Raw genomic sequence first — 18,565 nt, forward strand, 5'->3', positions numbered from 1 at the left:
GACAGCGTACCGCCGGGGTGCTCGCACGACAGTAGGTGCGCGCTCGCGCGCAGGAGTCGCTTGCGTACGCGCACGCACCGTGCCACCCTGATCACGCGTTCGCAATTTGCCGAACTCGTGTTCCCATACGTGGGGAGGGGTTTGCACATGCCCGCACCGACGATCATCCCGAAGACACCCTTGACCTCGGACTTATCCCGCTCGGCGGACGAGCTCGACTGGCGCAGGGCCGCCGCCTGCGTGAACCTCCCACAGCACTCCGTATTCACCCGTGTTCCCTCCGAAGCGGAACCGGTATTGCGAGCATGCAACCAATGTCCCATCCGCAGGGAGTGCGAGGTGGTCGTCGACCCCGCGCACACCTTCTTCGACGGAGTGAGCGGCGGACGGCTCTGGCGCAACGGCCGCGAGGTCAAGAGGACCAGGGCGGACGCCTCCCGGCAGGCGGGGCGATGACGACGCGGGCCGCGGGCGCGGCGACGGGTGAGCACACGGACGCGGTCTGGCTGGAGTCGCTGGCCCGCCGCTTCCCCGACCTGCTCGCGGAGCTGGCCCCGTCCCCCGCCGGCCCGCGCGAGCGGCCCGGCGGCGGCTCGCGCGCCACCACCGCCCCGATCCGGCTGCACATCTCCGACGCCGTGCGGGACATCACCGACGGCGTGGTCGAGCTGGAGGAGGCGGTACGGGAGCGGCTCGGCCTGCGTCCGGCGGCCCCGGCCCCGGTGGTGGTCCGGCTGCGCCGCGTCGCCGGACTCCTGGACCGGATACGGGAGTTGCCCGACCTGGCCGCCCATCTCACGGAGGAGACCCGGCGGATGGCCCGGCGCTGCGCCCGTGAGCTCGGGGACCCGGAGCAGATGATCCGGCTCGGCGGGCGCTGCCCGGCGTGCGACTCGGTGTCGCTGCGCATCTTCCCGGAGCGCGGCGCCGTGCTCTGTGTGAACCCGGTCTGCCGCCATGTCGTGGAGACGGCCCTGGAGGAGACGTCGTGAGCGCGTTCGCGGTACGGGGGGCGGTGCCGGGGACGGTGTCAGGGGCGGTGCCTGGGGTGGTGTCGAAGCCGGGGCCCGGCCCGGTGTCCGGGCTGGTGTCGGGCGATCTGGCCGCCGCCGAGGTCGCCGTCTCGCCCGCGACCATCCGCAAGTGGGTCCAGCTCGGCCATCTGCGGTCCGCCGGCAGGCAGGGCCGGCGGCTGCTGTACCGCCTCGAGGACGTCTTCGCGGCGGAGCGGACCGTACACCGCAAGGAGATCCACCCCTAGCTCCGAAATCCCCTGCCGACGATCGGGAAATGGCCTCGCCCCCTGCGGGCGGGGCCATTTCCCATGCCTTCCCGCCCGGCGCCAAATGCCCCTGAAAAAAGACCGGTTGCGGATTCCGGCGCCCTGGATCACACTTGTCGCAGCGGCAGAACTGCGCCCACCTACGGGGCGACGGGTCTGCCGCTTCGTGTTGCCCTGGCGCATTGTCCATCCGACGCGCCACAGCATTTCCCGCCGGCGTCACCACCAGCACGCCGGGGGGTATCGCGAAGGGAACATCACCAGTGGATCAGATCCTGTTCTGGAACGCGGTCGCCCTGGAGGCCGACCGCACCACCCACACCACGGGCGCCCCCGCCGAGAGCGGCTCACGGGGGCCCTGCGGCGCCACCCGCTCGCTGGCGATGGTGCATCTCGCCATGCACGACGCCTACTACGGCATCCACCCCGGCCACGACTGCTACCTGGGCTCCGCACTGCCCCAGGCACCGGTCGGCGCCTCCTCCGACGCGGCGGTCGCCGCCGCCGCGCACGCCACGCTCAACGCGCTCTACCCGACCCAGAAGGACTACTTCAACTCCCAGCACCGGGCCGCCGGGCTCCCGGCTGGCCAGGGCACCAGCGACGGCCACGCCTTCGGCCTGAAGGTCGCGGGCGCCCTCCAGTCGCTGCGGCACGGCGACCCCGGCCTCGGCGACGACGGCTATGTCTACTCCGTCGACCGCCCGCACCACCGGCCCGACCCCGTCGACCCGGGCCAGACCGCGTACGCGGCCTACTACGGCGCCCGCTCCCACCTCTTCGCGGCCACCACCCGCCACCACCTCGACGCCCCGCCGCAGCCGGGCACCCCGCGCTACCAGGCGGCGCTGCGCCAGGTGCGCGCCAAGGGCATCGCCACGCACCTGATGGGCGCGCTGCCCCAGGACCTGCGCGCGGGCCTGCGCTCCCAGCAGGAGACCGCCGTGGGCACGTTCTGGGCGTACGACGGGGTCGTCGGCCTGGGCACGCCGCCCCGGCTCTACAACCAGATCGTCCGCAAGGTCGCCCAGGCCCAGAACAACGACACCGGCCAGAACGCCCGGCTGTTCGCCCTGGCCAACGCGGCCATGGCGGACGCGGCCATCCTGGCCTGGTACGACAAGTACTTCTACGACCTGTGGCGGCCGGTCGTCGGCATCCGTGAGCAGGACATCTCCTCGGGCCCGGCCGGCAGAGGCACGGCGGCGCTGGGCACCGACGCCGACCCCGAGTGGCTGCCGCTGGGCGCGCCCAACTCCAACAACCCGGGCGGCAAGGTCAACAGGACGCCCTCGTTCCCCTCCTACCCGTCCGGCCACGCCACCCTCGGCGCCGCCGCCTTCCAGTCGGTACGGCAGTTCTACCGCCACGGGAATTACGGCCCCGACCAGCTCGCGGACGGTCTGGAATTCGTGTCCGACGAGCTGAATGGCACCACCACCGACACAAACGGGATCGCCCGGACCCGAGTCGTCCGCACCTTCCCCGGCGGGCTCTGGGAAATGATCCGCGAGAACAGCCTCAGCCGGGTTTTCCTCGGCGTGCACTGGAATTACGACGGCTGGGTCCCGAACGCCTCGGGCGACATGGACCTGAGTCTCAACATCGGCGGTGTCCGGCTCGGACTCGACATCGCGAACGACATCGCCCGGCACGGTCTGCGCGCCTCCCGCGCGGCCGGCCCCGCGGCCTAGGGCCACACGCCGATGCATCTGTTGTTCCGCGGCCGCAAGCCGCATTCCGCAAAGGAATTCACCGTGGAAACGAATGAGACCACCGACGCCGTGACCGAGGCCGTGACCGAGCCCGGATCCGGCCACCCCGGCGACAACCCGCCCCCGGCCACGTCCCGGCGCGGCGGCTTCGTCTATGTGATGAGCAACCAGGAGACCGGCAACTCGGTGACGGTCTTCACCCGTGACGTCTACGGCAACCTGACCCGCAAGGGCACCTACCCCACCGGCGGCCTCGGCGTTGGCCGCAGTTACGACCTGGAGGACACCTCCGACCCGCTGGTCTCGCAGGGCTCGCTGATCGCCAGTGAGGACCAGCGGTTCCTGTTCGGCGTCGACTCCGGCAGCGACGAGGTCTCCTCGCTCGCCGTCGAGGGCGAGCGGCTGCGGCTGGTCAGCCGGGTCGCCACCGGCGGCGTCCGCCCGGTCAGCCTGGCCGTGCACGGCGGCCTGCTGTACGCCGTGAACGCCACCGACGGCTCGATCTCCGGCTTCCAGATCGGCGACGACGGCACCCTCACCGCCATCGAGGGCTCCCACCGGTCCCTGATCGGCGGCGCGGCGGCCGGGCCCTCGCAGATCCAGTTCACGCCCGACGGCACCCAGTTGATCGTCACCGAGCGGCAGACCAATGTCATCGACGTCTTCCCCGTCGACGCGTACGGCAGGGCGGGCGAGCCGGTGCGCAACCAGTCGGCCGGCCTCGCCCCCTTCACCGCCACCTTCCACGGCGACGTGCTGATGGTGACCGAGATCATCGGCGCCCCCGGCTTCCTGGGCTCCATGTCCACGTACCACGTCAACCGCGACGGCACCCTCCAGGTGATCAGCGCCGCGGTGACCACCACGGAGCTCACCACCTGCTGGACGGCGAACAGCGTCCTCGACCCGGGCGTCGTGTACGTGGCGAACGCGCAGAGCGGTTCGATCGGCGCCTTCCGCATCGACGAGCAGGGCGCCATCACCCTCTTCCCGGCGGACGGCCACCTCGCCGTCACCCGCAACTCGCACGCCACCCAGGACATGGCGATCACCAACGACGGCCTGTACATGTACGTGCTCACCGCCGGGATCGACGAGAAGATCGCCGACCCGCGGCTGCCCACGTACGTGGAGGGCACGCCGTACTGCGACAAGATGTCCATCAGCGCGTACCGCATCGAGGCGAACGCGGGTCTGACCACCCTGAAGGGCTTCGGCGTGGCCGACGACCCGCCGCGGGTGGTGAGCCCCGGGGTCCTGGCCCCCAGCGCGGGCGGGCTCGCGCCCGGGTCGGAGGGCATCGTGGCGTTCTGACCCGCTCAGGTCGCGGATGCGGCTGCGGGCCGGACGAGAGCAGGGGCCCACGGCCGTCCCGCGAACGCCGGCCGTGGGCCCCCTCGTACGCCCTACGCGGCCAGGACCGCCAGGTCCAGCCGCCGCAGCCGGTCCGGGTCGGCCCGCAGCGTGATCTCGGTGATCCGGCCGCCCGCCAGCGAGAACCCGATGACCACCTTGAGCTCGCCGCCGGGGGCCCACACCGCGCCCACCGTCCCCTCCACCAGCGCCAGTTGGGCGAACTGTGCCCGCCCCTTGAACGTGCCGGCCACCGCCAGCGCCCCCCGGACCTCCCCCATCGCCCCGACCTCCACCGTCGCCCGATCGGCCCGGACCACCACGTCCGGGTCGAGCAGGGCGAGCAGCGCGTCGAAGTCGCCCGCCCGCGAGGCGGCGAAGAACGCGTCGACGACCTCCCGCTGGCGCGCCAGATCCGCGTCCGGCACCGGCGCGGACTCCTGCACCCGGCGCCGCGCCCGGCTGGCCAGCTGGCGGGTGGCCACCACCGACCGCCCCACCACGGGAGCGATCTCGTCGAACGGCACCATGAACATGTCGTGCAGCACGAAGGCGATCCGCTCGGCGGGCGCCAGGGTGTTCAGCACGATCAGCATCGCCAGCCCCACCGAGTCCACGAGCAGCACCTCGTGCTCCGGGTCGCCGGGCTCCTCGTGCTCGCGCGCACGCACCGGCACGGGCTCGTCGTACAGCAGCTCACGCCGTGAGTCGCGGGAGCGCAACATGTCCAGACAGACCCGTCCCACGACGGTGGTGAGCCAGCCGCCGAGGTTCTTCACGCAGCCGGCGTCGGTGCGGCTGAGACGCAGCCACGCCTCCTGGACGGCGTCGTCCGCCTCGTTGAGGTTGCCGAGTATCCGGTAGGCGACGGCCCGCAAGTGGGTCCGGTTGGCTTCGAACCGCTCGGCCAGCCGTTCGCCCTCGTCCACGTTCACGGTCACTTCTTCCCCTGCCTCACCCGTAGAGGTGACACCGACTGTATCCGCTGACCCGCCCCCCGGGTACGCCCACTCGACCCTCAACAGCGTGATGGATCAGGCCATTTGACGGAGGCAGCATGCCCCGACCACCCGTATCACCCGCCCCCGGCGCCGCCCGGGTCGACGCGGCCCGCGCCCAGCGCCTGGAGGCGCTCGGCCGCGCCTGGGCCTTCGAGCTGGGCGGCGAGCTCTTCGAGCTGCCCCGGGAACTCACCCGGGAGAGCGCCCGCGGGCTGCGCGCCCTCGGCGGCGACGACCTGCGCGCCTCCCTCGAACTCCTCCTCGGCGAGGCCCAGTCCGCACGCCTTCGCCGCCATCGCCCCACGCCGCCCGACATCGAGGCGGTCCTCGCTTCCTGGGGCCGGGACACCGGGCTCGGCCTGGGGGAAGGCTGCGCCTCGGCGCGTACGTGGAGGACAACGCCGAGGCGCTCGAAGCCGCGCTGCTGCGCCACTACGGCGTGGACCTCCTCGACTGGTACCGCGGCCGGCTCTCCTCCCGCCGCCTCGCGGTGCTGATCAGACATCTACCGAAGGAGCCGTCATGGTGAGCAGCGGCCAGGCAGAAGGGGTCGCCATCGAGCTGGAACGGCTGCGCCGGTCGGTGGAGGTCGGCTTCGCCACCACCCGGGGCGATCTGGCGCTGCTGCTCCAGCGCGCCGACCAGACCGACAAGACCCTCTCCGAGCACGACGACCGCCTGGACGCGCTGGAGCGCGCCCGCTGGCCGCTGCCCGCGATCGCCGCCCTGACCTCCTGCGCCGCCCTCGCGGTGAGCGTCTGGCAGGGCACGGGCCACTGAGAGCCTGTCGTGGAACGCGAAAAGGGCCCGCACTCCCTCACGGGGTGCGGGCCCTTTTCGCGTAGGGACTACTCCGACGGCCGCTTGGGCCGCCACACCACCAGGGCGCTGGTCTGCTGCACGTCCTGGTAGGGCACCAGATCGCGCCGGTACGACGCGTGGACCTGGGCCTCGCGCTGCCGCATCGCGGCCGCCGCCCCGTCCACCGCCGCCGAGAGCTCGGCGACGCGCTGCTGGAGCGCGGCCACCTGGTTCTCCAGCTCGATGATGCGCTTGATGCCGGCCAGGTTGATGCCCTCGTCCTGCGACAGCGTCTGCACCGTACGGAGCAGTTCGATGTCGCGGGCCGAGTAGCGCCGGCCGCGCCCGGCCGTGCGGTCGGGCGAGACCAGGCCGAGGCGGTCGTACTGGCGCAGGGTCTGCGGATGCAGCCCGGAGAGCTGAGCGGCGACCGAAATGACGTACACCGGCGATTCGTCGGTCAGTTCGTACGGCTGTGACATGTCGAAGCGTCGTCGTCGGCCGTCCATCTCATGCTCCCTTCGCGGCCTGGAACAGTTCTGCCCGCGGATCGTCGTCCGCAGTCGCCTCGCGGAACGCCTCCAGGGCTTCGCGTGCCTTGTCGCCGAGGTCCTTGGGCACCATGACCTCCACGGTGACCAGCAGGTCGCCGCGGGAGCCGTCCTTGCGGACCGCGCCCTTGCCCCGGGCCCGCATCGTACGGCCGTTGGGCGTGCCCGCGGGGAGCTTCAGGGTGACCGGGGGCCCGCCGAGGGTGGGCACCTTGACCTCGCCGCCGAGCGTCGCCTCCACGAAGGTGACGGGCACGGTGACGGTGAGGTTGTCGTCCTTGCGGCCGAAGACCGGGTGGCTGTCGACGTGCACGACCACATAGAGGTCGCCCGCGGGTCCGCCCCGCTCGCCCGCCGCTCCCTTGCCGCGCAGCCGGATCCGCTGGCCGTCGAAGACGCCCGCCGGAATCCTGACCTGCATGGTCCGCGACGACTTGGCCCGCCCGCTGCCCTTGCAGACCTCGCACGGGTTCTCCGCGATCAGACCGCGGCCCTTGCAGTCCACGCACGGGTCGGTGAGCGAGAAGCCGCCGCCGGTGCCGCGCGAGACCTGGCCGGTGCCGACGCAGGTCGGGCACACCCGGGGCGTGCCGTTCTTGTCGCCGGTGCCCGAACAGGCCTTGCAGGGGGCCTGGCTGGAGAGCCGGATCGGGACCGTGGCCCCGTCGACCGCCTCGGTGAAGCTGAGCGTCACCTCGGACTCCAGGTCCTGGCCGCGGCGCGGCTGGGTCCGGGTGCCCGGGCCCGCGCCGCCCCGGTTGAAGAGGCCGCCGAAGACGTCGCCCAGGCCGCCGCCGAAGCCGCCACCGCCGCCCGCCCCGGCCTGGGCGCCTCCGAAGAGGTCGCCCAGGTCGAAGTTGAAGCTGCCGCCGCCGGCGCCCGGACCGGCCCGGAAGCCGCCGTTGCCGAAGAGGGCGCGCGCCTCGTCGTACTCCTTGCGCTTCTTGGGGTCACCGAGGATGTCGTTCGCCTCGGAGACCTCCTTGAAGCGCTCCTCCGCCTTGGCGTCGCCCTTGTTGGCGTCCGGGTGGAACTCGCGGGCGAGCTTGCGGTACGCCTTCTTGATCTCGGCCTCGGTGGCGTCCTTGGGGACGCCGAGGACCTTGTAGTAGTCCTTCTCGACGAAGTCCTTCGTGCTCATCGACGTCCCTCCTTCCGGACGGTCACTTCATCCCCGGCCGCCGCGTCAGCCCTTGTCCGGGCCACCGCTCTCCTCGTCGGCCTTGCCTTCCTTGCCCTCCTTCGCCGCGCCCGGCTGGGGCTCGGCGACCGCGACCCGCGCGGGGCGGATCGTGCGCTCGCCGATCCGGTACCCGGGCTGGAGGATCGCGACGCAGGTCGTCTCGGTGACGTCCGGCGCGTAGCTGTGCATCAGGGCCTCGTGGACCGTCGGGTCGAAGGGCTCGCCCTCCTTGCCGAACTGCTGGAGGCCCATCTTCGCGGCGACCGTCTCCAGCGACTCGGCCACCGACTTGAAGCCACCGGTCAGCTCGCCGTGCTCACGGGCCCGGCCGATGTCGTCGAGCACGGGCAGCAGCTCGGTCAGCAGACCCGCGACGGCGATCTCCTTGACCGTGACCCGGTCCCGCTCCACCCGGCGGCGGTAGTTCTGGTACTCGGCCTGGAGGCGCTGGAGGTCCGTCGTGCGCTCGCCGAGCGCGGTCTGGGCCTGGTCCAGCTGGGCCTGCAGGGCGATTTCCTTGGCAGCGTCCCCGGCCGGGGCCGCCTTCGCCTCCTCGGAGGTGTCGGCGGCCTTCGGCTCGGCGTCTTCCTGTGCGCCGGAGGGGACGTCGGGCTTCTCCTCGAAGCCCGGGGTCTCCTCAGACATCAGGCCGCGCCACCCTTCGCGTCGCCCGGCTTCTCGTCGTCGACGATCTCGGCGTCGACCACGTCGTCCTCGGGCTTGGCCTGGGCGCCCTCGGCGCCGGGAGCGGCACCCTGGGCGGCCTGGGCGTCGGCGTACATCGCCTGGCCGAGCTTCTGGGAGACGGCCGCGAGCTTCTCCGTCGCGGTACGGATCTCCGCGGTGTCCTCGCCCTTCAGCTTCTCCTTGAGCTCGGTGACCGCGGTCTCGACCTCGGTCTTGACCTCGCCCGGGACCTTGTCCTCGTTGTCCTTGAGGAACTTCTCGGTCTGGTAGACGAGCTGCTCGCCCTGGTTGCGGGACTCGGCGGCCTCGCGGCGGCGGTGGTCCTCCTCCGCGTACTGCTCGGCCTCCTCGCGCATGCGGTTGACCTCGTCCTTCGGCAGCGAGGAGCCGCCGGTGACGGTCATCTTCTGCTCCTTGCCCGTGCCCAGGTCCTTCGCGGTCACGTGCATGATGCCGTTGGCGTCGATGTCGAAGGCGACCTCGATCTGCGGGACGCCGCGGGGCGCCGGCGGCAGACCGGTCAGCTCGAACATGCCGAGCTTCTTGTTGTACGCCGCGATCTCGCGCTCGCCCTGGTAGACCTGGATCTGGACGGAGGGCTGGTTGTCCTCGGCGGTGGTGAAGATCTCCGACCGCTTGGTCGGGATCGTCGTGTTCCGCTCGATGAGCTTCGTCATGATGCCGCCCTTGGTCTCGATACCCAGGGACAGCGGGGTCACGTCGAGGAGCAGGACGTCCTTGACCTCACCCTTGAGGACACCGGCCTGGAGGGCGGCGCCGATGGCGACGACCTCGTCCGGGTTGACGCCCTTGTTGGCGTCCTTGCCGCCGGTCAGCTCGCGCACGAGCTCGGCGACGGCCGGCATACGGGTGGAGCCACCGACGAGAACGACGTGGTCGATCTCGGAGAGCTGGATGCCCGCGTCCTTGATGACGTTGTGGAACGGGTGCTTGCAGCGCTCCAGGAGGTCCGCGGTCAGCTGCTGGAACTGGGCGCGGGTCAGCTTCTCGTCCAGGTGCAGCGGGCCCTCGGCGGACGCCGTGATGTACGGCAGGTTGATCGAGGTCTCGGTGGACGAGGACAGCTCGATCTTCGCCTTCTCGGCGGCCTCGCGCAGGCGCTGGAGCGCCATCTTGTCCTTGCTCAGGTCCACGCCGTGGCCGGACTGGAACTGCTTGACCAGGTAGTCGACGACGCGCTGGTCCCAGTCGTCACCACCGAGGTGGTTGTCACCGTTGGTGGCCTTCACCTCGACGACGCCGTCACCGATCTCCAGGAGCGACACGTCGAAGGTGCCGCCGCCGAGGTCGAAGACGAGAATGGTCTGGTCGTCCTTGTCGAGGCCGTACGCCAGGGCGGCGGCGGTCGGCTCGTTGACAATACGCAGGACGTTGAGGCCCGCGATCTCACCGGCCTCCTTGGTCGCCTGACGCTCGGAGTCGTTGAAGTACGCCGGGACGGTGATGACCGCGTCGGTCACCTTCTCGCCCAGGTACGCCTCGGCGTCGCGCTTCAGCTTCTGCAGGATGAAGGCGCTCATCTGCTGCGGGTTGAAGGTCTTGCCGTCGAGGTCGATCTTCCAGTCGGTGCCCATGTGGCGCTTGACCGAGCGGATGGTCCGGTCGACGTTGGTGACGGCCTGCCGCTTGGCGACCTCACCGACGAGGACCTCGCCGTTCTTGGCGAAGGCGACGACGGACGGCGTGGTCCTGGCGCCCTCTGCGTTGGTGATGACGGTGGGCTCGCCGCCTTCGAGAACGCTGACGACGGAGTTAGTCGTGCCCAGGTCGATGCCGACCGCACGTGCCATTTTGATTCCTCCAACTGACATCTTGAGTGGAACTGACTCAAGGATGCATGACGAGTTCCTCCCGGTCAACAGAGCTGAGTCACCCGGGCTCAACTTTCATGGTGCCCGGACTGTCCCTGCACCCCGGTGGCCGTTGCTCGCGCAGTTCCCCGCGCCCCTGAAGCGCCCCTGCGGGGCGATCAGTCGGCTGGCCGAGGCGGCTGGCTCAGCCACGGACTACCTAGGGGCGCGGGGAACTGCGCGACCAGCCACCCACACAGCCGCAGACGAAGGCCGGGCCTAGTCCTCCCGCAGGAGTACCAGTTCGCACTGCAACAGGCGCCCGTCCCGGGGGTCCGTCAACCCCGGGCGGACCGACATCAGCGTCAGGCCCAGTTCGCCCCGCGCACACGCCAGCACGTCGTCGAAGCCCGCCCCGCCCTCGTACAGCGGCACCAGCGACGCCCCCGCCTGAAGCCCCACGATCTCGTCCGCGAAGGCCCCCGCCCCCCGCAGCACCTCCCGCTCGTACCCCTGCACGGCCAGCCGCAAAAAGACCCGCTCGCCGGGCGCCGTGACCCCCTCCCACAGGGCGTCCAGGCGCTGCGCCTCCACACTGCGCGTCCCGGTGTACGCCGCGTGCGGCGCCGCCGCGAGGTGCCGCGGCAGCATGGGCAGCGCCGAGCTGCTCACCCCCGCGTCGCCCGCGATGTTCAGCGTCAGCGGCCCGGCCCGCTCGCCGAGCGCGTACGGCAGCACCGACCAGAAGGGGTCCTCCGCGGCCCGCAGCCGCAGCTCGGCGCGCGGCTCGCGCAGCGGCTCGAAGGAGACGATACGCCCCTCGTAGCCGCAGCGCCGCAGCAAGGACCCGTACGCCCCGCCGTACGCGCCCACGTCCAGCACGAGGTCGATCTCGTACCGCCGCAGCAGCCGCACCAGACGCGACCCGTCGTCGTCGGGGAGCCGGCCGCCGGGCGCGCCGAGCGGGCGGACGATGCGGCGCAGGGCCGTACGGGCGCGGTCGCCCACGGCGGCGGTCATGGCGGCGGTCATGGCGGTCACGCCGGTGCTCCTTCACGCGCGGCCCCGGGGGCCGGTCGGGTACGCAGGGCCTCGTCGCCGTACACCGGCACCCGCAGCAGCAGCACCACCGCGACCGCCGCGCCCAGCACGAGCGGCAGCACGGCGGGCGGGGCGAGGCGGCCGTCGTGGACGAGCAGCGAGACCACCGTCCCGGCGAGCGCGGCGAGCCCGAGGACGACCGCCGTGCCCTGCACGGTCAGCCCGCTCAGCCGCAGCCGGTGCGCGATGTGGTCGGCGGCGCCGTCGCCCAGCGCCCGCCCGGCGCGCCGGCGCGAGAGGAGGACCAGGGCCGCGTCGGCCAGCACCACGGCGGTCAGGGCGAACAGCGAGGCGCCGGCCCGGACCGGGTCGGCCTCGGTGTGGACGAGCACGGCGGCCGAGGCGAGCAGGAACCCGGTGAAGAGCGAGCCGCAGTGGCCGAGGACGATCCGGGCGGGGTGCCAGTTGTGCAGCAGGAACCCGGTGAGCGAGGCGGCCAGGACGCTCAGCAGCAGGGCGAGCCCCGGCAGCGCGTCCGCGATGGCGCAGACGGAGAGCCCGAGCGCGGTGACCCCGGCGACCGTCCCCATCGCCCCGTCGGAGGCGTCCAGGAGGCTGAAGGCGTTGGTGACCAGCACGATCCAGACGACGGCGAGCGCCCCCGGCCCGGGCGAGAGCCCGGACGCCAGGGCGACCACCACGGTGGCGGCGGCGGTCTGCACCCCGATACGCACCCGCGCCCCCAGCGGTCGCAGGTCCCCGGCGAGACCGAGCAGCGCCACGGCCCCGGCGGCGCCGAGCAGCGGCCCCACCCCGTCCCCGAGGGGGGCGAGCCCGAGCACCGGCCCGGCCCCGACCGCGGTGAGCGTGCCCACCGCGACCGCGATCCCGCCGAGGTGCGGGGTGCGGGCGGGGCGCGTGCCCCGGTCGGCGGCCCCGGCGCGCAGAACGGCCGCGCGTACCACCGCGGCCAGCAGGGCGGTGCAGAGCAGGGCGGCGACGGCGGCCGTGAGCCCGGAGATCATGCGAACCAAGTTAGATTGTTATGTCCGTGTATGGGCTGAATAACACGATGGACATTTCAAAAGTGCCGAACCCTGTCCGACACTGGTCCCCCAGGCCGGCCGGCGACCCCGCCGCCGGCCCGGTCACTGAGGGCCGCCTGAGCGACACAGATCACCGCGTGCGCGGCTACATCGCCGTCGCATAAATGGGTACGCTCAGACGAGCTCGATAAGTTACTGCTTAGTAATCCCTGGCAGGCCCGAGGAGCCCCCACATGCAACTCGCCGCGATCGTCGTGTCGCTGGTCCTAATCGCGGTCGGCGTAGCGCTGTTCGGCCGTGCGATCTGGCAGATCTACCAGTTCATCCGGCTCGGCCAGCCGGTGCCCGCGGGCACCCGCACCGACGAACCCGTGCAGCGCACCGTGACCGTGGTCAAGGAGTTCCTCGGCCACACCCGGATGAACCGCTGGGGCATCGTCGGCGTCGCGCACTGGTTCGTGGCGGTGGGCTTCTTCTCGCTGCTGCTGACGATCGTGAACGCGGTGGGCCAGCTCTTCCAGGCCGACTGGCTGATCCCGGTCATCGGTGACTGGCTGCCGTACGAGATCTTCGTCGAGTTCCTCGGCCTGATGACGACGCTCGGCATCCTGACGCTGATCATCGTCCGCCAGCTGAGCAAGGCCGACAAGCCGGGCCGCAAGTCCCGGTTCGCGGGCTCCAACACCGGCCAGGCCTACTTCGTCGAGACGATCATCCTCATCGTCGGCGTCTGCATCATGACGCTGCGCGCCCTGGAGGGCGTCCAGCACCACGTGGACAGCTACGAGCCCGGGTTCTTCGCCTCGTACCCGCTGATCCTGGCCCTCAAGGGCCTGAGCCTGACGACCATCCAGAACATCACCTACGCGGTCGCGGGCCTCAAGATCGCCGCCTCGTTCATCTGGATGATCACGGTCTCCCTCAAGACCGACATGGGCGTGGCCTGGCACCGCTTCCTCGGCTTCCCCAACATCTGGTTCAAGCGCGAGGCGGACGGCTCCACGGCGCTGGGCGCGCTCCAGCCGATGACGTCGGGCGGCAAGGCGATCGACTTCGAGGAGCCGGGCGACGACGACGTCTACGGCGTCTCCCAGATCGAGCACTTCTCCTGGAAGGGCATCCTCGACTTCTCCACCTGCACCGAGTGCGGCCGCTGCCAGTCGCAGTGCCCGGCCTGGAACACGGGCAAGCCGCTCTCGCCGAAGCTCCTCATCATGTCGCTGCGCGACCACGCGCACGCCAAGGCGCCGTATCTGCTCGCGGGCGGCGGCAAGGACATGGAGGGCAACGAGAAGGCGACGCCGGAGCAGCTGGCGAACGTCCCGGCCGCGGCCCTCGCCGAGGCCGAGCGCCCCCTCATCGGCACCGTCGAAGAGAACGGCGTCATCGACCCGGACGTCCTGTGGTCCTGCACCACCTGCGGCGCCTGTGTCGAGCAGTGCCCGGTCGACATCGAGCACATCGACCACATCGTCGACATGCGCCGCTACCAGGTGATGATCGAGTCCGCGTTCCCGTCCGAGGCGGGCACGATGCTCAAGAACCTGGAGAAGAAGGGCAACCCCTGGGGTCTTGCCAAGAAGCAGCGCGTCGAGTGGACCAAGGAGGTCGACTTCGAGGTCCCGATCGTGGGCAAGGACGTCGAGGACCTGTCCGAGGTCGACTACCTCTACTGGGTCGGCTGCGCCGGCGCCCTGGAGGACCGCGCCAAGAAGACCACCAAGGCCTTCGCGGAGCTGCTGCACATGGCGGGCGTCAAGTTCGCGATCATGGGCGGCGACGAGAAGTGCACCGGCGACTCCCCGCGCCGCCTGGGCAACGAGCCGCTGTTCCAGCAGCTCGGCCAGGAGAACGTGGCGATGCTGAACATGGCGTTCGGCGAGGACGACGAAGACGCTTCGACCAAGAAGCCCAAGTCGTCGAAGAAGATCGTCGCGACCTGCCCGCACTGCTTCAACACCATCGCCAACGAGTACCCGCAGCTCGGCGGCGAGTACGAGGTCATCCACCACACCCAGCTGCTCCAGCACCTCGTGGACGAGGGCAAGCTGATCCCGGTGACCCCGGTGGAGGGCCTGATCACCTACCACGACCCGTGCTACCTCGGCCGCCACAACAAGGTCTACACGCCCCCGCGCGAGATCATCGCCAAGGTGCCGGGCCTGCGCAACGAGGAGATGCACCGCCACAAGGAGCGCGGCTTCTGCTGTGGCGCGGGCGGCGCGCGGATGTGGATGGAGGAGCGGATCGGCAAGCGCATCAACAACGAGCGCGTCGACGAGGCCCTCTCCCTCAACCCCGACATCGTCTCCACGGCCTGCCCGTTCTGCCTGGTCATGCTGACCGACTCGGTCAACGGCAAGAAGAACGACGGCCAGGCGAAGGAGTCCGTCCAGGTGGTGGACGTGGCTCAGCTGCTGCTCGAGTCGGTGAAGACGCCGGGTGACCCGACGCCGTCGCAGGAGGCGGAGTCGACTCCGGAGCCGGAGCCGGTGAAGTAAGGGCTGACGCCCGCGGACCGCACAGCGGCCGGTTCTGCCTCGGGCAGGACCGGCCGCTGTCGTGTACGAGGGGTGAGGGACGCGGGGTGAGGGGGCGGGCCTCCGGGCCGGGGCCGGGACCCCTCCGGGACGCTTCTCCCGGCCCCCTAGGGGATGTCACAGCTCAGCCGCAAACCCGCCCCTTTCCCCCCACCCCGGCTTGGCGCCCCGTCAGAACAGGTACGTTCGAAAGCGTGGCAGGATTCAGGATGGGGCGAGGCCGGGACGACCGAGGCCCGCGACGGCAACCGCGGCAGGGGCAGGCGCACGGCCAGGGGCAGGCGCACGGCCACGGGCAGGCGCACGGCCAGGGACAGCAGTGGCCGAGCGCCCAGCAGCAGCGCGCACAGCAGCAGTACGGGTACGGGCAGCAGCAGCCGTACCCACATCAGGGCGAGCCGGAGTACTTCGGCGACCCGTACGGCGGCCAGGGCGCGCCACAGGGACACGGCGGCGGCCAGGGCTACGGCGACGGCTACGGCCAGGGCCAGGGCATGCCGCAGGGCTACGCGCCCGCCCAGGACCCGTACGCCAACAACCCCGGCCACACCCAGGCGTTCCGGATAGACGAGGACCCGTACGGCCAGGGCGCGACCTATCGCGCCGGCGCGGCGGCGCCGCCGTCCGGCCCCCGGCTGCGCTGGAAGGAACTGCTCAACGGCATCGTGATGCGGCCGGGACCGACGTTCTGGCAGATGCGCGACTACCCCGTCTGGGGCCCCGCGCTGACCATCACGTTCCTCTACGGTCTGCTGGCGGTCTTCGGCTTCGACAAGGCCCGCGAGGACGTCATCAACACGACGCTCAGCAAGGCCGTCCCGGTGGTGCTCATCACCGGTCTGGTCTTCGTGGTCGGCGGCTTGATCCTCGGCGCGGTCACCCACACGATGGCGCGCCAGCTCGGCGGTGACGGCTCCTGGCAGCCGACGGTCGGCCTCTCCATGCTGATCATGTCCCTCACGGACGGGCCACGGCTGCTGCTCGCCCTGTTCCTGGGCGGCGACAACGGCCTGGTCCAGGTGGTCGGCTGGGCGACCTGGCTGGCGGCGGGCGCGCTGTTCACGTCGATGGTGAGCAAGTCGCACGACCTGGCCTGGCCGAGGGCACTGGGCGCGAGCGCGATCCAGCTGGTGGCGCTGCTGAGCCTGATCAAGCTGGGCACGATCTAGCGGGTACGCGGAAGGGGCCGGGGGTTCAGCCGAACCCCGGGCCCCTTCACGTACGTACGGCTGCCTGCCTACGCGTCCAGGACCTGGCCCTCACGCCGGACCACGGGCGGCTCCACGCTCCACGGGAAGTTGATCCACTCGTCGGTGCGCTTCCAGACGTACTCGCACTTCACCAGCGAGTGCGACTTCTCGTAGATGACGGCGCTGCGGACCTCGGCGACGTGGTCGACGCAGAAGTCGTGGACGAGCTTGAGGGTCTTGCCGGTGTCGGCGACGTCGTCCGTGATCAGGACCTTCTTGCCGGAGAAGTCGATGGCGTTGGGGACGGGCGCGAGCATGACCGGCATTTCCAAGGTGGTGCCCACGCCGGTGTAGAACTCCACATTCACCAGGTGGATGTTCTTGCAGTCCAGGGCGTACGCGAGGCCGCCGGCGACGAAGACGCCGCCGCGCGCGATGGAGACGACGATGTCGGGCTCGTAGCCGTCGTCCGCGATGGTCTGCGCGAGGTCGCGGATGGCGCCCCCGAACTTCTCGTAGGTCAGGTTCTCGCGTACGTCGCTCATGTCACTCATACCTGGGTTCGATGGAAATTGAGGTACGACCGCGAGGCGGTCGGTCCGCGCTGGCCCTGGTACCGGGACCCGTACCGCTCCGAGCCGTAGGGCGACTCGGCGGAGGAGGTCAGCCGGAAGAGACACAGCTGCCCGATCTTCATGCCCGGCCAGAGCTTGATCGGGAGGGTCGCGAGGTTGGAGAGCTCCAGCGTCACGTGCCCGGAGAAGCCGGGGTCGATGAAGCCGGCCGTGGAGTGCGTGACCAGGCCGAGCCGCCCGAGCGAGCTCTTGCCCTCCAGGCGGGAGGCGAGGTCGTCGGGCAGGGAGATGACCTCGTAGGTCGAGGCGAGCACGAATTCACCCGGGTGCAGGATGAAGGCCTCGTCGCCGTCGGGCTCCACGAGCCGCGTCAGATCCGCCTGCTCGACCGCCGGGTCGATGTGCGGGTACCGGTGATTCTCGAACACCCGGAAATAGCGGTCGAGCCGTACGTCGATGCTGGACGGCTGGACCATGGATTCGTCATACGGATCGATACGGACGCGACCCGCGTCGATCTCGGCCCGGATGTCCTTGTCTGAGAGAAGCACGTCCCGAGGATACGCAGGGTGCGCGGGGCTGCCGTAATCGGACAGACCCGCGCGCGCCACCGCGTACCGGTTACCGCTGGTCGCCCACGACCTCGCCCGCGACGGGGACGGCGTGCCGCAGCCGGGCGCAGCGGGGGCACCGGAGCAGCCGACCGGGCCCGATCCGCTCGGCCCCGAGCTGCTGCATCGGGAACGAATCGGTGGTGAAGACATGCCCCTCGGCACAGCGGACGACGGTGCGCTCCAGCGAGTCCATCAAGTGGCTCAAGTCCCTTCCCCAACAACAAGCATGGACGGAGAAACCACCACATTAAGGGATGAACGGGACGCCACTCCAGGCGGCACTCCGAGCCCACCCACCCCCTTCACGGTACGCCCCAACTCCGGCCCCCCACACCCGAATCCCGCCACACCCCACACGACAGGCCCCCGGGCGAATACACCGGGGGCCTGGCATGGGGTAAGGTGAGCAACGATGCGGGTGCCCTTCGGGGGCGTCGCGTTACGCGAGTGTAGTTTAATGGTAGAACATGAGCTTCCCAAGCTCAGAGCGCGGGTTCGATTCCCGTCACTCGCTCCATGACAAAGGCCCTGGTCATCGACCGGGGCCTTGTTTGTTGTCTGGACCAATCCGAGCGCTCGCACACCTAGGCAAAACGCGTGGCCCGCACCTACTACGGCGCACCTCACCTCCGCGGGCGGCGCCGTCCCGATCCACGGATAATCCCCGCATGCATCCCCCTGAGCTGGTGACCCGTCAGACCGAGGCGATCGTCGACCGTCTCGGCCTGACGGGCCGATGCGAGATCTCGGTCGTGACCGTTGGGTACGACCCCACAGTCCTCACGAGGGAACCCGGGCCTACCGCTACTGCGCCCTTCCCGACGCAGGCGTACAACTCCTGGCTCACAGTGCAGCCAGGGCCAGCACCGCTCGATGATGAGCCACCCCTGGACGAAGGCGTCCACGTGATGGTCTCCAACGCCGACGAGTCGACGCGAGTCCACCTGCCTCCGGACATGAAGGACGTCGAAGCTCTCGTACTCCTGGCCGACCGGCTGCAGGACTGGGCCATCGAGCTGACACACGGCCAAGCCCTGCCCCCGTGCCCAGGACACCCGCACCCGATGTCCGCTGCCGCACTGGACGACACCGCGGCCTGGGTCTGCCCTGCCAGCTCCGAACAGGTGGTGTTCTTGATCCCGTAACCCGCCGGCCCCGCCACAGCGCCGGTCCGA

19 protein-coding genes, 1 tRNA gene and 1 pseudogene are annotated in these 18,565 nt (G+C 70.7%); 11 read left to right on the plus strand and 10 right to left on the minus strand.

Features of this window, described 5'->3' with window-relative positions:
- The first annotated feature begins 452 nt into the window (after window positions 1-452).
- The 4 genes from ABD236_RS01695 to ABD236_RS01710 all read left to right on the plus strand — a co-directional run bounded on the left by ABD236_RS01695 (window position 453) and on the right by ABD236_RS01710 (window position 4,311).
- On the plus strand, window positions 453-992 hold the full coding sequence (locus ABD236_RS01695; RefSeq protein ID WP_344068995.1) for a hypothetical protein: 540 nt from the start codon (window positions 453-455) through the stop codon (window positions 990-992).
- Between the two features lie 83 nt (window positions 993-1,075).
- Window positions 1,076-1,261 (plus strand): helix-turn-helix domain-containing protein, encoded by a 186-nt coding sequence (locus tag ABD236_RS01700; RefSeq protein ID WP_344069146.1) that lies wholly within the window; start codon window positions 1,076-1,078, stop codon window positions 1,259-1,261.
- 284 nt (window positions 1,262-1,545) lie between these two features.
- Window positions 1,546-2,976, plus strand: coding sequence for a vanadium-dependent haloperoxidase (locus tag ABD236_RS01705; RefSeq protein WP_344068997.1), 1,431 nt, complete (start codon window positions 1,546-1,548; stop codon window positions 2,974-2,976).
- Window positions 2,977-3,039: 63 nt separating this feature from the next.
- Entirely contained in the window at window positions 3,040-4,311 is a 1,272-nt protein-coding gene (locus tag ABD236_RS01710) for a lactonase family protein (protein ID WP_344068999.1), read from the plus strand.
- A 92-nt stretch (window positions 4,312-4,403) separates the two neighbouring features.
- Here the strand turns inward: ABD236_RS01710 and ABD236_RS01715 are convergent, their stop codons facing one another.
- Window positions 4,404-5,279: a sigma-70 family RNA polymerase sigma factor gene (locus ABD236_RS01715; RefSeq protein WP_344069149.1), complete on the minus strand. Its 876-nt coding sequence runs from the start codon at window positions 5,277-5,279 to the stop codon at window positions 4,404-4,406.
- A 128-nt stretch (window positions 5,280-5,407) separates the two neighbouring features.
- On the opposite strand from ABD236_RS01715, the pseudogene ABD236_RS01720 reads away from it, so the two are divergent.
- From ABD236_RS01720 to ABD236_RS01730, 3 genes and pseudogenes are all read left to right on the plus strand, one after another.
- Window positions 5,408-5,719: pseudogene (locus ABD236_RS01720) on the plus strand (hypothetical protein); the annotation flags it as partial.
- Window positions 5,720-5,739: 20 nt separating this feature from the next.
- Window positions 5,740-5,880: a hypothetical protein gene (locus ABD236_RS01725; protein ID WP_344069167.1), complete on the plus strand. Its 141-nt coding sequence runs from the start codon at window positions 5,740-5,742 to the stop codon at window positions 5,878-5,880.
- Entirely contained in the window at window positions 5,874-6,131 is a 258-nt protein-coding gene (locus tag ABD236_RS01730; RefSeq protein WP_344069001.1) for a hypothetical protein, read from the plus strand. Before ABD236_RS01725 ends, ABD236_RS01730 begins: the two co-directional genes overlap by 7 nt.
- A 68-nt stretch (window positions 6,132-6,199) precedes the next feature.
- Here ABD236_RS01730 and ABD236_RS01735 read toward each other — a convergent pair whose 3' ends face one another.
- From ABD236_RS01735 to ABD236_RS01760, 6 genes are all read right to left on the minus strand, one after another.
- Window positions 6,200-6,661 (minus strand): heat shock protein transcriptional repressor HspR, encoded by a 462-nt coding sequence (locus ABD236_RS01735; protein WP_344069003.1) that lies wholly within the window; start codon window positions 6,659-6,661, stop codon window positions 6,200-6,202.
- Window position 6,662: 1 nt separating this feature from the next.
- Window positions 6,663-7,844 carry a molecular chaperone DnaJ gene (gene dnaJ / locus ABD236_RS01740; RefSeq protein ID WP_344069005.1) on the minus strand — a complete coding sequence of 394 codons (1,182 nt, stop codon included), beginning with the start codon at window positions 7,842-7,844 and terminating at the stop codon, window positions 6,663-6,665.
- 45 nt (window positions 7,845-7,889) lie between these two features.
- Window positions 7,890-8,531 (minus strand): nucleotide exchange factor GrpE, encoded by a 642-nt coding sequence (grpE, locus tag ABD236_RS01745; RefSeq protein WP_344069007.1) that lies wholly within the window; start codon window positions 8,529-8,531, stop codon window positions 7,890-7,892.
- Complete coding sequence (dnaK, locus tag ABD236_RS01750) at window positions 8,531-10,384, minus strand: molecular chaperone DnaK (RefSeq protein WP_344069009.1); 1,854 nt, start codon at window positions 10,382-10,384, stop codon at window positions 8,531-8,533. The genes grpE and dnaK overlap by 1 nt, the downstream gene beginning before the upstream one ends.
- A 279-nt stretch (window positions 10,385-10,663) precedes the next feature.
- The gene (locus tag ABD236_RS01755; protein ID WP_344069154.1) at window positions 10,664-11,416 is read right to left on the minus strand and encodes an FkbM family methyltransferase; all 753 of its coding nucleotides are present in this window, start codon (window positions 11,414-11,416) and stop codon (window positions 10,664-10,666) included.
- Between the two features lie 5 nt (window positions 11,417-11,421).
- Window positions 11,422-12,450 carry an MraY family glycosyltransferase gene (locus ABD236_RS01760; protein WP_344069011.1) on the minus strand — a complete coding sequence of 343 codons (1,029 nt, stop codon included), beginning with the start codon at window positions 12,448-12,450 and terminating at the stop codon, window positions 11,422-11,424.
- Between the two features lie 254 nt (window positions 12,451-12,704).
- Between ABD236_RS01760 and ABD236_RS01765 the strand changes: the two genes are divergently transcribed.
- Together ABD236_RS01765 and ABD236_RS01770 are read left to right on the plus strand one after the other, a co-directional pair.
- The gene (locus ABD236_RS01765; protein WP_344069014.1) at window positions 12,705-14,972 is read left to right on the plus strand and encodes a (Fe-S)-binding protein; all 2,268 of its coding nucleotides are present in this window, start codon (window positions 12,705-12,707) and stop codon (window positions 14,970-14,972) included.
- Between the two features lie 233 nt (window positions 14,973-15,205).
- On the plus strand, window positions 15,206-16,180 hold the full coding sequence (locus ABD236_RS01770; RefSeq protein ID WP_344069017.1) for a Yip1 family protein: 975 nt from the start codon (window positions 15,206-15,208) through the stop codon (window positions 16,178-16,180).
- A gap of 68 nt (window positions 16,181-16,248) precedes the next feature.
- Here ABD236_RS01770 and ABD236_RS01775 read toward each other — a convergent pair whose 3' ends face one another.
- The 3 genes from ABD236_RS01775 to ABD236_RS01785 form a co-directional block, all read right to left on the minus strand.
- Window positions 16,249-16,746 (minus strand): phosphoribosyltransferase, encoded by a 498-nt coding sequence (locus tag ABD236_RS01775; RefSeq protein WP_101392481.1) that lies wholly within the window; start codon window positions 16,744-16,746, stop codon window positions 16,249-16,251.
- 5 nt (window positions 16,747-16,751) lie between these two features.
- On the minus strand, window positions 16,752-17,327 hold the full coding sequence (gene dcd / locus ABD236_RS01780) for a dCTP deaminase (RefSeq protein ID WP_344069025.1): 576 nt from the start codon (window positions 17,325-17,327) through the stop codon (window positions 16,752-16,754).
- Window positions 17,328-17,397: 70 nt separating this feature from the next.
- A complete protein-coding gene (locus ABD236_RS01785; protein ID WP_344069157.1) occupies window positions 17,398-17,583 on the minus strand; it encodes a hypothetical protein in 186 nt (61 codons plus the stop codon).
- 250 nt (window positions 17,584-17,833) lie between these two features.
- Here ABD236_RS01785 and ABD236_RS01790 point away from each other — a divergent pair.
- Window positions 17,834-17,907: transfer RNA gene (locus tag ABD236_RS01790), tRNA-Gly, on the plus strand.
- A gap of 151 nt (window positions 17,908-18,058) precedes the next feature.
- Window positions 18,059-18,535: a hypothetical protein gene (locus tag ABD236_RS01795; RefSeq protein WP_344069028.1), complete on the plus strand. Its 477-nt coding sequence runs from the start codon at window positions 18,059-18,061 to the stop codon at window positions 18,533-18,535.
- Window positions 18,536-18,565 lie beyond the last annotated feature (30 nt).

Origin of the sequence: Streptomyces crystallinus (assembly GCF_039521265.1) — a bacterium.
Lineage (GTDB): Bacteria > Actinomycetota > Actinomycetes > Streptomycetales > Streptomycetaceae > Streptomyces > Streptomyces crystallinus.